Raw genomic sequence first — 15,470 nt, 5'->3', positions numbered from 1 at the left:
GAGTAATTTTCTTTGCTACCAATTTTCTTCTTTCATCGACAACAATAGATTTATCAAAGTCTTTGCGATTGTAGATTCTGTCTTCAACAGGGTTGCCATCCTTATCAGTAAAGCCAATTGGTGGTCGCCAACCTTCAAGATCAATATTTAGACCAACTCGAAAAACCTTGTAAGGCGCCAAAAATCCGTCATCAATACCTTGCTTGAGCGAATAAGTATAAATTGGGTCACCAAAATATTCTGTGCTAGAAATGGTTTCGGTTTCTTTTGGTGTGGCAGTTAAACCGACATGAGTCGCTTTGTTGAAATATTTAAGAATTTCACGCCAGGCGCTATCGTCTTTTGCACTACCCCTATGACACTCATCAATCACAATCAGATCAAAGAAATCTGGGCTAAATTTTCTAAAAGCATCTTTATCTTTATCATAATTAGTTAATCCTTGATAAAGGGCTAAATAAATCTCAAACGACTTGTCAATTTTCTTGTGCCGAATAACTGTCATTTTGTCTTTGAAATGACGAAAATCTCCACGCTTGGTTTGGTCGATCAATGCATTTCTATCAGCAAGAAACAAAATGCGCTTTTTAGCGCCCCCTTTCCATAAGCGATGAATGATTTGAAAGGCGGTGTAGGTTTTTCCCGTGCCAGTTGCCATGGTTAACAAAATACGTTCTTTACCCTTGGCGATAGCCTCTACAGTGCGGTTAATGGCTATTTGCTGATAATATCTAGGGTTGCGACCAGTACCGTCAAAGAAATAATCCTGGGTAGAGGTATTCTCTTGTTCTTGCGTTTCAATGCCTTTGTATTTTTTATAGCGCTGCCAAAGCTCCTGTGGCGATGGAAACTCATCAAGACTAATTTCTTTTTCAATAGTGCTGTTGGAATTGGTCTTGTCGTGCTCATAAAAACCATCACCATTACTACTAAAAACTGATGGAATATCTAAAATATCCGCATAATCTAAGCCTTGTTGAATACCTGATTTAATAGAATGCTTGTTATCCTTGGCTTCAATAATAGCGATTGGAATATTAGGCTTATAGTAAAGAATGTAATCTGCCCTTTTGCCTTTACCACGAGTGGTAAGATTTCCTCTGACATAAATACGTCCATCAGTAAAAAAAACTTCTTCGCGCACTTGTGTTTGTATATTCCAACCTGCCGCTTGTATAGCAGGTGTGATATATTTAGTACAAATATCTCTTTCAGAAAGATCTTTTTTTGACGGCATTAAAATAACATTTAATATAAAAATTTAAGTTTATTTTAACCCTCAACAATCACAAGGTATTTAAATATCAATTTAAATTGTAAAGAATAATTTACACCTACACCGGGTGTGGGTGTGAAATAGGTGGAGAATAAAATATTAAACATCAGGCATTTAATCTTTTAACAAAAGTCACTATTAGTGTATAATTTCGCAATTCCCTTGCTTGAGGACATGGTGTTCCAAGCTATTATTTAATAACCATAAGGAGACAACACTCATGAGACATTATGAGATTACACTGATTGTGCACCCTGATCAATCGACTCAGGTCAGCACTATGATGGATAACTACAAAGAAATTATCACAACAGGCGGTGGCAACATTCACCGTGAAGAAGATTGGGGTCGTAAGCACTTGGCTTACCCAATTGACAAAATTTACAAAGCGCACTACTTATCAATGAATATTGAGTGCGATCAAGATACACTTGACAAGCTTAACTATAACTTCCGTTTTAACGATGCAGTCCTTAGAAATTTAGTACTTTCTGAAGACAAAGCAATTACCGAGCCTTCAATTATGATGACGGCTAAAGACGAAGATAAAAAACCAGTTAAAAGATAGGAGATTATCATGGCTAAGCAACAAAAGAGAAAACGCAGACCTCAAGTTAAAGTAAACACATTTTGTCGTTTTACAGCGGCAGGTGTTGAAAAGATCGACTATAAAGATGTTGATACTTTGTTAAAGAATATTGATGAAAGTGGCAAGATCACACCATCAAGAATGACAGGCACTAGCGCTAAATTCCAGCGTCAGTTAACAACTGCCATCAAGAGAGCTAGATTCCTAGCCCTTATTCCTTACACTGATAAGCACAAGAAATAGGAGCAGGATCATGCAAGTAATTTTATTAGAAACAATTCAAAAAGTAGGTGCGCTAGGCGACCTTGCCAATGTTAAAGCGGGCTTTGCACGTAACTTCTTAATCCCTCAAGGTAAAGCTAAGCCAGCAACAAAAGCAAACTTAGCTGAATTTGAAACTTTAAAAGCTGATCTACAAGCTAAAGAAGCGGCAGCACTTAAAGCGGCTCAAGCGATCGAAGCTAAGATGACTGGTACAGTTTGTACAATCTTGGCTAATGCTGGTGACGAAGGTAAGTTATTCGGCTCTATTTCAACAGCAGATATTTCTGCTAGCCTTGCTAGCGCAGGTTTTGAAGTTGAAAAACGCACGATTAACATGTCTGAGGCGATTCGCCATACGGGTGAGTACGACGTAAGTGTTACTCTACATTCTTCAGTTTCGGTTGCTATTAAAGTGGTTGTCAAAGGACAAGAAGAGTAAAAATTTAGCTTAAAACAAAGAAAGTCTCTAGCAACCATAATGAAATTTTGCAAGTCAATTAAGCGTCTTAACAAGGCATAATTTATTTAGCGATAGTTATTCATATTGCCAATAAATTTAACACAGTTAAGATACTTAATTGACTTGCCCTACGGGACTTAGGAAAATTCCCATAAGTTTGATAAAATTACTTGACATATGAATAACTATGCCAGCATAATTTTATCTTTCCTATGTAAATTTTCCGTTGTCAAAAATTATCGGGGTTGCTTGAGACTTCCTTAGGTTAAAATTAAGAACCCTCGCAAGAGGGTTTTTTATTTTATAGGCATTTCTAATGAACATTGAAAACGTTAAAATTCCCCCTAATTCACTCGATTCAGAGCAATCGGTTTTAGGCGGTTTGTTATTGCATAATGATGCCTGGGATCAAGTTGCTGACATCTTAACAGCGGTTGACTTTTACAATGCCTCGCACCGAATTATCTTTGAGGCTATTGCCACTTTACTGCAACACAATCAACCAGCAGATATCTTAACGGTTAAAGAGCACGTTAAGAAAAATGGCAACGAAGAAACTATTGGTGGCTTTGTTTACTTGGCACAAATTGCTGAGAATACCCCAAGTATTTCCAACATTGAAGCCTACGCCAAACATGTTCGTGAGCTTAGTGTTTATCGTCAATTGATCATTGCCAGCCATGAAATTGCGGACACTGCCTACAATCCTAAAGACATGGAAGTACAACATCTGATTGATCTTTCTGAAAAGAAAATCTTTGAAATTGCTGAGCAAGTAACTCGCGGCAAACAAGATGTGACCAATGTTAAAGACATCATTAAAGATGTGGTTAATCGCGTACACGAAATGCAAGAAGCTGACGGAATTACCGGGCTCGAAACCGGCTTTAGCGAACTTGATAAAATCACCTCCGGCCTACAAAATGGCGATCTGATTATTGTTGCTGGGCGCCCTTCTATGGGTAAAACTGCTTTTTCAATGAACATCATTGAACACGTTGCTATTACCGCTAAAGAACCTAAACCAGTTGCTGTATTCAGTCTTGAGATGCCGACTGAATCTTTAGTGATGCGTATGATTTCATCATTTGGCCACATTAAAGGTGAAAACCTTAAAGACACCATGACAGAAACCGATTGGAATAGTTTTAATCATGCAGTCTTGGCCCTTGAAAAATCAACCGTACTGATTGACGAGACCCCATCTATCACCCCAACGGAAATTCGCGCCAAATGTCGCCGATTAAAGCGCCAATATCCTGACTTAGCACTCATCATGGTGGATTATTTACAGCTTATGGTTGTTCACGGCAGGAGCGACAATCGCGTTCAAGAAATTTCTGAAATTTCACGCTCACTAAAAGCACTGGCTAAGGAAATTAACGTGCCTGTTATTGCCCTTTCTCAGCTTAATCGTGGTGTTGAGTCACGCCCTAAAGCGGGCAAAGGCCGTATGCCGCAAATGTCTGACTTACGTGAATCAGGCTCGATTGAGCAAGATGCGGATATTATTGCCTTTATTTATCGTGATCAACAATATCATGATGATTCTTACTCAAACCCTGAGGAAATTGGCAAAGCAGATTTGCAAATTGCCAAACATAGAAACGGCTCAACAGGTCGAATCAAACTAGCCTTTGTGGGTGAGTATGCGCGCTTTGAAGATTTGGCCAATGAAGATCAGTTCCAAGGCATGCCTGACGAGCAAATGGATGCAGCTTACATTAACAACATGGCCAACTTTGATCAAGAACCCTTTTAAACTTTTATGCATGCTGTAGCGGCAATTTCACAATCAGCCTTGGCGCATAATTTATCAATTGTTCGCGCTCAAGCACCTCACTGCAAGATTGTTAGCATGGTTAAGGCTAATGCTTATGGTCACCATCTGTCTCATAGCACACCGCTATTACAGGCGGACTTATTGGGCGTTAGTGAATTGAGTGAGGCGCGCCAACTACGTCAACTGTGTAATCAGCCCATCTTGCTACTACCTGGTGTTTATAATCCAACAGACCTTAATGAAGCAATTGAATTGGGCTGTCATGTGGTTATACATCACCCAAGCCAAGTCGCCCTCATTGCCAACGCCACTCAAGCACTCAATATTTGGCTTAAAGTTGATACGGGCATGCACCGACTAGGGTTATCTGCAGATGAATTAAATTCAAGCATTCAGCAGCTTGTAAAAAATCCAAACATTCATATTGAAGCAGTTATGAGTCATTTTGCTTGTGCAGATGAGCCAAGCAATGTAAAAAATCTGCAACAAATCTCACACTTTAACCAACTTGATATAGCTTGCTTTAATCGATCAATGGCCAACTCTGCTGCTATTTTAAGCCAGCCAAGTGTACACTTTGATTATGTTAGACCTGGCATTATGCTGTACGGCGTTTCACCTTTTGGTGAGCCTGATGAAACACTCCAGCCAGTTATGCAGCTCTCTGCACCTGTGGTTAGTATTAAAAAAATCAGTGTGGGTGAGTGTGTGGGTTATGGCGCCACTTGGCAAGCTAAAGAAGATACCACCATTGCAGTTATTGGCATTGGCTATGGCGATGGCTATCCCAGACATGCTAAAAATGGTACGCCAGTCTTAATTAACAACACACTTTATCCATTAGCTGGTCGTGTCTCTATGGATTTGATTTGTGTTGATATTGGTAATGCACTGGTTAATATTGGCGATAAGGCCATTTTGTGGGGACATGACAAACTTCGAGTTGAAACAATCGCCCAATATAGCGACACAATAGGCTATGAGCTCTTAACCCATGTTAGCAGTCGAGTAAATTTTATTAAGACATGAAAAAGCTTATTCAAATCAGTGATTGTCATATTGATGATGACAAATTGGCCATGGGCGCTGACACTCAACTCAATCTCGAAAGGATTATTGCCGAAATTGCCAAGCTATCGTTTGACGCACTACTCATTACTGGCGATCTAACTCATAATGGCACTTTGAGCGCCTACCAACGCCTAAAAGAGCTACTAACCCCTATCAAACAACCTGTCTATGTTTTTGGCGGCAATCATGATCAGTCTGAGCATTTATCCGATGTATTTGCAGACAATTTGTTTGATACCATTACTTTGGGCAATTGGACTGTTGTCGATATAGATTCTGTGCAACCAGACAAAACCAGTGGCAGAGTCACCCAAGCAGCACTTAATACACTTGATAAGCAACTTGACAATACGCATTCGGAGTATGTGATGCTGGCACTTCACCACCCTGTAGTGTCAATGAATAGCAGTTGGGACGACTCCCTGTCACTAGAAAACCCCCAAGAACTGTTCCAAACCTTGGATAAACATTCTAAAATACGCAGCATTATCTTTGGCCATGCGCATGAGGCAGCTGAATTTACGCGTGATAAGCTTGATATTATTTCATGTCCTTCTACCGCCTTGCAATTTACCCACGAACCTAGAATAGGATTTAATATCTATAATCTTCACACCAATGGAACACTAGACTGGCAGACGCAATGGATCTGAATACACAATATCTGCACGACCTGTATAACACTCGAGCGTCAAAAACCTATAGTGACGTAAGTGCTTTGTTTGAATCAAACTATCTGAAAATACTCAAACTTATCCCTCTGTTAAAACAAACAGCACATGCTAGTATTATTCACCACCCAGAATTAGCTGACTTGCACCTAGAAATTGATCAGCGCTTTACTCACACTGGTATTTACACACTAACTCACATTCTAGATGGCAACATGCGCAAGCCTGATATTAAGTTTAAAGTGTATTTTGATGTGCAATTATTAGAGGTTATTTCAGTTTGCAATGAAACCACGCTAAACACTGAACACCCATATTTAACACAATGCAGCGATATGAATATACAATGGGAGCTCAACTTGTTCATTGAGCGCTGGTTGGATTATTGTTTAGACAAATATCAAGGAAAATCATGGCAGACGCGGTAGACCCAAAAGCAAAAGATAAATTGGTGGTGGCAATCTCCTCTAGGGCATTATTTGACCTGGATGAATCACATCAAATCTTCAAACAACAAGGGGTTGAAGCTTACGCCAAACATCAAGAAGAAAATGAAGAGGTTATTCTTCCGCCCGGTGTAGGCTTTACCTTGGTTAAAAAACTCCTTTCGCTTAATACTAAAAAAAATCCCATTGATGTTATTTTACTTTCAAGAAATAGCGCAGACACTGGTTTAAGAATTTTTAACTCAATTGAACATTATGGCTTAAATATATCGCGTGCTGCATTTACCAGAGGTGAAAGCACCCATAATTTAGTTGGCGCCTTTGAGGCTGACTTGTTTTTATCAAGCAACTATCAAGATGTACAAAAAGCCTTAGAATCAGGCTTTGCCGCCGCCTCTATTGTTGGTGAAGGCGCTAAAGATTCTCATGAGACTCAACTGCGTATCGCCTTTGATGGCGATGCGGTTATCTTTTCTGATGAAGCTGAAAAAATCTATCAAGAAAAAGGCATTGATGCATTTGAAGAAAATGAGAAAAATTCTGCCAATGTTGAACTTAAAGCCGGGCCTTTTAAATGCTTTTTAAAATCTCTACATAAAATTCAATCTGCCTTTCCTGTTGAAAACAACCCTATTCGCACCGCCTTAGTAACGGCACGCTCAGCCCCTTCACACAAACGCGTTATTCACACCATGCGTGAATGGGGTATTCGCATTGATGAATCCTTCTTTTTGGGTGGGTTGGATAAAGGCATTTTCTTAAAAGAGTTTGGCGCTGATATTTTCTTTGATGATCAACACTCTCATTGTGAATCTGCCTCTCAGTATGTACCAACCGGTCATGTGCCTAATGGCATATCTAACGAATGACCTTTGACACTCGAGCATTTGTCACTAGCTGCCTGTCAACTGCCAAAGTTATTTTATTCACCGTTATTCCTTATTTTTTATTGGCCGAGCTACTGGTTTATTTTGAAATAATGCCGCTTATTGCGCAATTTTTCACCCCATTTACCACACTACTTAACCTGCCACCAGAGGCAGCTTTGGCTTTGGCATCTGGTGTTTTTCTTAATCTGTATGCAGCTATTGCATTTGCCGCCCCATTAGGATTAAGTGTTTATGATTGGACAATATTAGGGTTGTTTTTAGGCGTGCTGCATTCCATTCCAGTTGAGTCAGCTATTATGAAAAAGCTTGGCATTGACTGGATTAAATCAATTTCATTTCGCCTGGTGATGGCTTTTGTTGTTTTGATTCCGCTACTTGTCATTCCAGCTGAAGTTTTATTTGACAATCCGAACAAGGTAGCCAATGCCCTGTATCAAGTTAGCACCACAACGCCTACTAATTTTGTTGATTTTTTAGTATTGAAACTCTATGAATCAATTTTATTATCAATCGAAATCATTCTGTTAGTTAGCTTGGTTATTCTGGTTGTCACCCTAATTAAAGGCTTACAGATTTTGCAAAAATTTGACCATCATCTAGGCACAATCATGGCACTAATTACTGGGGTTTTGATCGGCATCACCTATGGTGCAGGTGTACTGCTAAAAGAAGCCAAATATATGACTAAGCAACAAATTGCTTCTGTGTGCTATTTTCTCATGGTGGCGCATGCAATTATCGAGGACACACTGCTGTTTGTCTTTTTTGGTGCAGATATTGTTTTGTTAATTAGTATTCGTCTATTTTTTGCCACACTGGTGTTTCTTGGCCTGACCTTATATTACAAAACCCAGTCAACTTAATACGAGTTAAAGCCTTGTAATTATTGGTAAAATATCGGCTTTAACTTGACCGAAAACTTAAGTAAATGAGTAAAAAAATCCAAGCCATTCGCGGCATGAACGATCTACTACCTAAAGACTCTGATCTTTGGATGTTTGTGGAGCGAACCATTGCTGATTTATTCAGTAGCTATGGCTACAAAAATATTCGTACACCTGTGGTTGAGTCAACAGATACGTTTTGTCGCGCAATTGGTCAAGCAACAGACATTGTTGAAAAGGAAATGTATAGCTGGACTGAATCCAATGGTGACTCTCTTAGCCTGCGCCCTGAGGGTACCGCTGGTTGTGTGCGCATGATGATTGAGCACAACTTGCCCCGAGAAGGCATTCAGAAAGTATTTTATCAAGGCGCTATGTTTAGACATGAGCGCCCGCAAAAAGGTAGATACCGACAATTCCACCAAGTTGGCTTAGAAGTATTTGGCGCTTCTGACGCCAAAATTGATGCTGAACTCATGCAAATAACGCACAATCTTTGGCAAAAGCTTGGTCTTGAGAATGTCACATTAGAAATCAATACATTAGGCTCTAGTGAAGCTCGTGCCAGCTATCGTCAGATTTTGGTCGATTATTTCAGCGCCAACAAAGATCAGCTAGACGAAGACAGCCTTAGACGCCTAGAGTCTAATCCATTGCGTATTCTTGATAGTAAAAATGAGTCCATGCAAGGGTTGATCAATAATGCGCCAAAATTAATGGACCATTTGGATGAAGAGTCCGCCATTCATTTTGAACAATTCAAGGCTTACCTAACTTGCTTAGGTATTGATTTTGTTATCAACACTCGCCTGGTTCGCGGACTTGATTATTACAACCGAACTGTGTTTGAATGGACCACCACTGACCTTGGCGCTCAAGGCACTATTTGTGCAGGTGGACGCTATGACAGTCTGGTTGAAAAAATGGGTGGCAAGCCAACAACTGCTGTTGGACTCGCTATTGGCCTGGAGCGTCTGATTTTATTATTAGCCGAGCAAAAGGTTGAAATTGCCGCCAAACAATTAGCTATTTATATGGTGGTATTAGGCGATGATGCGCAACTTAAATCCATGCAAATAGCTGGTGAATTACACAATCAGCTACCCAATATTACCATTTATAACGACATTACCCTAGGTAGTTTTAAAAGTCAGTTTAAAAAAGCTGACAAGACCAATGCGGACTTTGCATTAATTCTAGGTGAAGAGGAATTAAATAACAACCAAGTTAGCATTAAACCGTTAAAATCTCAAGACAAACAACAAAGCCTAAGCTTAGCTGAAGCTATTGAATATTTTAAGGATTACAAATGAAGAATTTTATTGAAGTTGGCCACACTGAAGACGAACAAGAGCAACAAATAAAAAATTGGCTAAAGCAAAATGGCGCTCAAATTATTGCCGGTATCGTACTAGGCTTAGGTGGTATTTGGGGGTTTGATGCTTATAACGCTCACCAATATCAACAGTCTATTGAAGCGAGAGCACTTTACTTAAGTGCCAATACAAACACACTAGAGCAACTGAGTACTGATCATAGTGACAGTGGCTATGTGCAGCAGTCAGCTTTACTACAAGCCAAAATTGCTGTTAAAAATAAAAACTATGAACTAGCCTTGCAACATCTAGGTAGCTTAACTAACGATGAGAACACACTAATTGCCAATGTAGCTGCCTTTAGAATGGCTAGTGTCTATTTAGAAATGGATAATTATGAAGCAGCCATTTCAACATTAGATGCAACGCCATCTGGCAGTTTTAATGGTTTATTTAATCAACTTAAAGGCGACATATATGTGGCAAATAACAAAGTTGAGCTTGCTCAAAAGCATTACAAATTAGCGTTAACACAAATTTCAAAAGACTCCGAATTGCAAAGTTTAATCAGCATTAAATTAGCTGACCTTAACTAATAAAAAACATTATGGGCCTACCTACCATCTCACTCGTTGGACGCCCTAATGTCGGCAAATCAACCCTGTTTAATCGTCTTAGCAATTCACGCCAAGCGCTTGTCTCTGACTTTGAAGGTTTAACACGTGATCGTCAATATGCTGAAGTCTTATTAGATGATGACACACAAACCTTTGTCACCATCATTGATACAGGCGGATTAACTAACGAAGATAATGTTGTTGATAGCGGCATTCAAGGTCAAGTTTTAAGTGCCCTAGAAGAATCTGATGTTATTTACTTTATTGTTAGTAGTCGTGATGGGGTTATTGGTCTTGATCTGGAAATTGCCGCGCAACTTAGACGTTTGAAAAAAAATATTTTATTGGTATGCAACAAGGCCGAAGGTTTGAATGAGACTGCCGCTGCTGAATTTTACGAACTTGGCCTGGGCGAGCCTAAACTCATCTCTGCAGAACACGGTCAAGGTATCGCTGATCTAATTGATGACACCCTGCCCTTATTACCCAACCTTGATCCAATTGAAGATGAAGACGAAGAAGAAGTAGAAGGCATTGCAGTTGCCGTTTTAGGGCGGCCAAATGTGGGTAAATCCACGCTAATTAACCGTATTCTAGGTGAAGAGCGCGTATTGGCGATTGATTTGCCCGGCACTACTCGAGACAGCATCTACATCCCCTTTGAACGCGAAGGACAACAATACACTTTAATTGATACTGCAGGTATTCGCCGTAAGCGCTCCACGCATGAAAAAATTGAGATTTTTTCCATTATTAAAGCCATTGATGCCTTAGACAGGTCTCATGTTGTTATTCTCGTATTAGATGCCCGTGAAGGTGTCACTGAACAAGACGCCACTCTACTTGGCATGATTGCCGATAAAGGTCGAGCGCTACTTATTGTTATCAATAAATGGGATGGTTTGGATGAATACCAAAAATCCGAAGTTAAACGTAAATTAGACGTTAAATTGTCTTTTGTTAATTACGCTAGCGTGCATTACATTTCTGCCTTGCACGGTTCTGGTGTGGGTAAATTATTTGCACCGATTATCAAATCTTACAAAAATGCCGGCACCCAGCATTCAACCTCGACACTTAACAAAATTTTAGAAAGTGCCAATGCAGGACATCAGCCGCCGCCAGTTAAAGGTAGACGCTTAAAGATTAAATACGTTAATCAAACAGATGTGTTTCCGCCAACACTAACTTTCCATGGAAATCATCTTCAAAGTGTGCCAAATGCTTATGATCGCTACTTAAAGAATTTCTTTATTGAAGCCCTAAAGCTAACCAATACACCACTTAGAATCGAATATAAGAGCGGTGAAAACCCATTTAAAGACACTAAGAACGAACTTAGCGCTCGTCAAGTAACCAAAAAACGTCGCTTAATGCAGTTTATTAAGAAACGCAAGAAGCGAAAGTAGTTTTCGCATCAGTCCTGTTAATTTCAGCCGTTAATTCGCAATAATTATTCTCAAGTATGATCGCTTGGGACGGGTCATCACTACAGGCACAACCTGATAGAATTTCACAGAAAAAAACCCCGATTTTTAAATGAATAGTTTGCGCATCTGAGCGACTAGACAGCAGTCTCAAACTAATGCTATCTGGATCAATTACCCCGCTGTACTTACAACAGGTAAATAAAGGTAGTTCATCTAGGCTTAATTGTGCAAACGCTTGCTGAAAATACTGAAAAAAATCATCACCTTCCCAGTGGCTTAAAGCTTGCTCAAACACCTACGAAGATAAAATTAAGTTATGCGCCTCGTTAGCAGCTTTAATAAAACTTTCAAATAGTGGATGGCCATCACGCGGTGTTGAGGTAAATTCCGGATGGAACTGACAAGCCACAAACCAAGGATGATCTTCAACCTCAACCATTTCAACTAGCGTACCGTCAATGGATTTTCCGGAAACAATCAAGCCTGCAGCCTGCACTTGATCAATTAAAGTATTGTTTACCTCATAACGATGGCGATGACGCTCAGTAATAACACCCGCACCATACACCTCTTTGGCTAACGTGCCATCTACCAATGCGCACTCTTGACCACCAAGACGCATGGTGCCGCCTAAGTCTGAATCAGCGTCACGTGTTTGAGTAGAGCCATCTTCATCTTGCCACTCAGTAATAAGAGCAACAATTGGATACGGTGTATCATGATTAAATTCGGTACTATTGGCATCAGCCATACCGGCCATGTTGCGGGCATATTCAATTACAGCTACTTGCATACCTAAACAAATACCCAAATAAGGCACCTTGTTTTCACGCGCATATTGCACCGTTTTAATCTTACCTTCAACGCCACGATTGCCAAAACCACCTGGCACCAAAATGGCGCTCATTTCATTTAAACAATCGGTGCCATTTTTTTCAATTTCTTCAGAATCAAAATAATGGATATTAACTTTGGTAGCGGTATTAATACCCGCGTGCAACAAGGCTTCAGAGAGTGATTTATAGGCTTCGGTTAAATCAATGTATTTACCTACCATGGCGATATCAACACTGGCTGTTGGCGTATTAAGCTTATGAATAACACTATCCCATTCACTTAAATCAGTTGGTTTGCAATCAAGGTTTAATTTTTTAACCACCACCTCATCCAAGCCCTGTTCATGCAAGGCGCGAGGTACTTTATAAATAGTATCAACATCTAACGAAGTAAAGACAGCGTCAGTTGGTACATTAGTAAATAAGGCAATTTTTTCACGCTCTGCTTCTGGCAGTTCATGTTCCGAACGACAAATCAAGATATCAGGCTGAATACCAATACCGCGCAACTCTTTAACCGAGTGCTGGGTTGGTTTGGTTTTTAGCTCGCCCGCTACTTTAATATAAGGCAGTAATGTCAAATGCACGAATAAAGTATTTTCACGACCAAGCTCTAAACTCATTTGTCTAATTGCTTCAAGAAATGGCAATGATTCAATGTCACCTGCGGTGCCACCAATTTCAACCAAGGCCACATCTGCACCCTGTGCACCCGCTTGTGCCAGCGCTTTAATTTCATTAGTGATATGTGGAATAATTTGAACCGTAGCACCTAAATAATCACCACGACGCTCACGCTCAATTACGTTTTCATAAACGCGACCTGCAGTAAAGTTATTCTTCTTACCTAATTGCTGACGAATAAAACGTTCATAATGACCAAGATCTAAGTCAGTTTCAGCACCATCGTTAGTGACAAAAACCTCACCATGCTGAAACGGGCTCATGGTGCCAGGATCTACATTAATATAAGGATCAAGTTTAAGCATGGTCACATTCAGACCACGAGACTCTAAGATAGAAGCTAATGAAGCTGACGCAATTCCCTTACCTAAAGAAGAGACCACACCGCCAGTAATAAAGATGTATTTTGTTGCCATTGAAAAGTAGCAAAGTTGAAATGCTTATGATACCTTAACGCGTTATAATGTTGAACATCAAAATACAAAGTAATTGCACTATGCAGTACAAACAGTTTGCCTCACGCCTATTTATCTATCTAAAACCGCATATTGGCAAGCTTGTCTTTGTGTCTGTGATGATGATGCTTGCAACTGCCTTGGAGAGTGCCATTCCGGAAATAACTGGGCGTATTGTTGATGATCTATTTGCCACAGATCGTAGCGCTCAAACTGCACTAACCTATGCAATAGCACTATTTGGTGTTATTACTTTAAGCTCTATTTTTGCGCTCACCTCGACCGCTGCCAGCTCTTGGGTATCAAACAAAGTTATCATGGATTTGCGCGTTGATATGTTTGCCAAACTCCTTAAGCTACCAAAATCTTATTTTGACCAACATCCTACGGGAAAAACACTTTCTAAACTCACTTTTGATGTTGAACAAATTGCAGCAGCCGCCTCCACCATTTGGCTAGATTTTATTAAATCATCGATGACCGTAATTATTCTTACTGGCTATTTATTTTATAAAAATTGGCAATTAAGCTTATCCCTAATCATTTTACTACCTTTGGTGTATTTATCTGTAAAGCTCTCTTCTAAGCGCATGCGCAGCTCAAGTAATAAAGTACAAAATTCCATGGGTAACATGACCCATTTATTAGATGAAAATATTTCGGGCAATTCATTGGTTAAAATTTATCATGCACAAGAACAAGAAAGCACTAAATTTAACGATTTAATTAAAAACATTCGTCAGCAGCGCTTTAAGGTTGACATGACCGGCGCTATTAATACGGGGTTTGTCAATGTATTGATCGGCCTATCACTCGGTAGTGTGGTGTATTTTTCTTCCACCTCGCTGCAAATGACTGCGGGTGAATTTTTATCCTTTTTTACCGCCATGGGTATGCTGGTCAAACCGGCTAAAAACTTAGTTAACATCAACAAACCCTTGCAGGTTGCCATGGCTGCAGCTGAAAGCGTCTTTGGCTTGCTTGACGAGGTTGAGGAGAAAAATCAAGGCACCAAACAACTTAACAAAACTCAAGGTGCCATCAAATTTAACAATGTGTCTTTTGGCTATTCTGATGACACAACGGTATTAAACAACATTAATCTCGATATAAGATCAGGCGAAACTATCGCCCTAGTAGGTTCAACGGGTAGTGGTAAAACCACCATCATTCAACTCATCACTCGTTTTTATTCACCCTCACAGGGCGCTATCACCATTGATGGGGTTGATATTAACGAGTTAGAGATAGACTCATTACGCGCCCAGATTTCATTTGTTGATCAAAATGTGCGCCTGTTTAATGACACAGTTAAGGGCAATATCGCCCTAGGTCAAATCAATTCAATGACTGACAAAACCATTAAGAATGCTGCAAAAGTTGCGAATGCCACTGATTTTATTGAAAATATGGATCAGCAATTCGATACTGAAATTGGCGAAGATGGCACTAAGCTTTCCGGCGGTCAACGACAGCGCCTAGCGATTGCTAGAGCCATTGCCAAAGACAGCCCTATTTTGATTTTAGATGAAGCTACATCAGCGCTTGATTCGGCCACTGAAAAGCAAGTACAAGCGGCAATTGACGAGATGCAAAAAGACCGAACTACGATTATTATTGCTCATCGCCTATCAACCATTCAAAAAGCCGATCGCATTATTGTTTTGCGTCAGGGTGATATTATTGAGCAAGGTTCACACCAGGAATTACTTGACGCTAATGGTGAATACGCTGGATTATACAATCACCAGTTTAAGAATTAAGTTATAGGCAAGGCCTATAATACCTTGCCTTAGTA

16 protein-coding genes are annotated in these 15,470 nt (G+C 39.9%); 13 read left to right on the top strand and 3 right to left on the bottom strand.

Going from position 1 to position 15,470, the window contains the following annotated elements; all coding sequences use genetic code 11:
* The coding region (gene hsdR, locus PSN35_RS02255) for an EcoAI/FtnUII family type I restriction enzme subunit R (RefSeq protein ID WP_300028872.1) at positions 1 to 1,237 on the bottom strand (1,237 nt) is incomplete at its 3' end.
* A 259-nt stretch (positions 1,238 to 1,496) separates the two neighbouring features.
* Between hsdR and rpsF the strand changes: the two genes are divergently transcribed.
* The 12 genes from rpsF to der all read left to right on the top strand — a co-directional run bounded on the left by rpsF (position 1,497) and on the right by der (position 11,676).
* Positions 1,497 to 1,844, top strand: coding sequence for a 30S ribosomal protein S6 (gene rpsF, locus PSN35_RS02250; protein ID WP_300028870.1), 348 nt, complete (start codon positions 1,497 to 1,499; stop codon positions 1,842 to 1,844).
* Positions 1,845 to 1,853: 9 nt separating this feature from the next.
* A complete protein-coding gene (rpsR, locus tag PSN35_RS02245; RefSeq protein ID WP_300028868.1) occupies positions 1,854 to 2,108 on the top strand; it encodes a 30S ribosomal protein S18 in 255 nt (84 codons plus the stop codon).
* 10 nt (positions 2,109 to 2,118) lie between these two features.
* On the top strand, positions 2,119 to 2,568 hold the full coding sequence (rplI, locus tag PSN35_RS02240) for a 50S ribosomal protein L9 (RefSeq protein ID WP_300028866.1): 450 nt from the start codon (positions 2,119 to 2,121) through the stop codon (positions 2,566 to 2,568).
* Between the two features lie 337 nt (positions 2,569 to 2,905).
* Positions 2,906 to 4,351, top strand: coding sequence for a replicative DNA helicase (gene dnaB / locus PSN35_RS02235; protein ID WP_300028864.1), 1,446 nt, complete (start codon positions 2,906 to 2,908; stop codon positions 4,349 to 4,351).
* Between the two features lie 6 nt (positions 4,352 to 4,357).
* Positions 4,358 to 5,401 (top strand): alanine racemase, encoded by a 1,044-nt coding sequence (gene alr, locus PSN35_RS02230; protein ID WP_300028862.1) that lies wholly within the window; start codon positions 4,358 to 4,360, stop codon positions 5,399 to 5,401.
* Positions 5,398 to 6,096: a metallophosphoesterase gene (locus PSN35_RS02225; RefSeq protein WP_300028860.1), complete on the top strand. Its 699-nt coding sequence runs from the start codon at positions 5,398 to 5,400 to the stop codon at positions 6,094 to 6,096. Before alr ends, PSN35_RS02225 begins: the two co-directional genes overlap by 4 nt.
* Positions 6,087 to 6,542, top strand: a complete 456-nt coding sequence (locus PSN35_RS02220; RefSeq protein ID WP_300028858.1) for a DUF1249 domain-containing protein — start codon at positions 6,087 to 6,089, stop codon at positions 6,540 to 6,542. The genes PSN35_RS02225 and PSN35_RS02220 overlap by 10 nt, the downstream gene beginning before the upstream one ends.
* A complete protein-coding gene (locus PSN35_RS02215; RefSeq protein WP_300028856.1) occupies positions 6,527 to 7,429 on the top strand; it encodes a 5'-nucleotidase in 903 nt (300 codons plus the stop codon). The genes PSN35_RS02220 and PSN35_RS02215 overlap by 16 nt, the downstream gene beginning before the upstream one ends.
* Entirely contained in the window at positions 7,426 to 8,313 is an 888-nt protein-coding gene (locus PSN35_RS02210; RefSeq protein ID WP_300028854.1) for a nucleoside recognition protein, read from the top strand. The genes PSN35_RS02215 and PSN35_RS02210 overlap by 4 nt, the downstream gene beginning before the upstream one ends.
* Positions 8,314 to 8,378: 65 nt before the next feature.
* Positions 8,379 to 9,647 (top strand): histidine--tRNA ligase, encoded by a 1,269-nt coding sequence (gene hisS / locus PSN35_RS02205; protein WP_300028852.1) that lies wholly within the window; start codon positions 8,379 to 8,381, stop codon positions 9,645 to 9,647.
* The gene (locus tag PSN35_RS02200; protein WP_300028850.1) at positions 9,644 to 10,246 is read left to right on the top strand and encodes a tetratricopeptide repeat protein; all 603 of its coding nucleotides are present in this window, start codon (positions 9,644 to 9,646) and stop codon (positions 10,244 to 10,246) included. The genes hisS and PSN35_RS02200 overlap by 4 nt, the downstream gene beginning before the upstream one ends.
* A gap of 11 nt (positions 10,247 to 10,257) precedes the next feature.
* A complete protein-coding gene (gene der / locus PSN35_RS02195) occupies positions 10,258 to 11,676 on the top strand; it encodes a ribosome biogenesis GTPase Der (RefSeq protein WP_300028848.1) in 1,419 nt (472 codons plus the stop codon).
* Here der and PSN35_RS02190 read toward each other — a convergent pair.
* Together PSN35_RS02190 and PSN35_RS02185 are read right to left on the bottom strand one after the other, a co-directional pair.
* Complete coding sequence (locus PSN35_RS02190; RefSeq protein WP_300028846.1) at positions 11,651 to 11,992, bottom strand: hypothetical protein; 342 nt, start codon at positions 11,990 to 11,992, stop codon at positions 11,651 to 11,653. The genes der and PSN35_RS02190 overlap by 26 nt on opposite strands.
* Entirely contained in the window at positions 11,993 to 13,633 is a 1,641-nt protein-coding gene (locus PSN35_RS02185) for a CTP synthase (RefSeq protein ID WP_300028844.1), read from the bottom strand.
* Positions 13,634 to 13,713: 80 nt separating this feature from the next.
* On the opposite strand from PSN35_RS02185, the gene msbA reads away from it, so the two are divergent.
* Entirely contained in the window at positions 13,714 to 15,435 is a 1,722-nt protein-coding gene (msbA, locus tag PSN35_RS02180) for a lipid A export permease/ATP-binding protein MsbA (protein WP_300028842.1), read from the top strand.
* The last annotated feature ends 35 nt before the right edge of the window (positions 15,436 to 15,470 follow it).

Source organism: Candidatus Thioglobus sp., assembly GCF_028599055.1.
Lineage (GTDB): Bacteria > Pseudomonadota > Gammaproteobacteria > PS1 > Pseudothioglobaceae > Thioglobus_A.
Note: the sequence above shows the minus strand (reverse complement) of the source record. Positions and strands in the feature narration are given on the sequence as shown.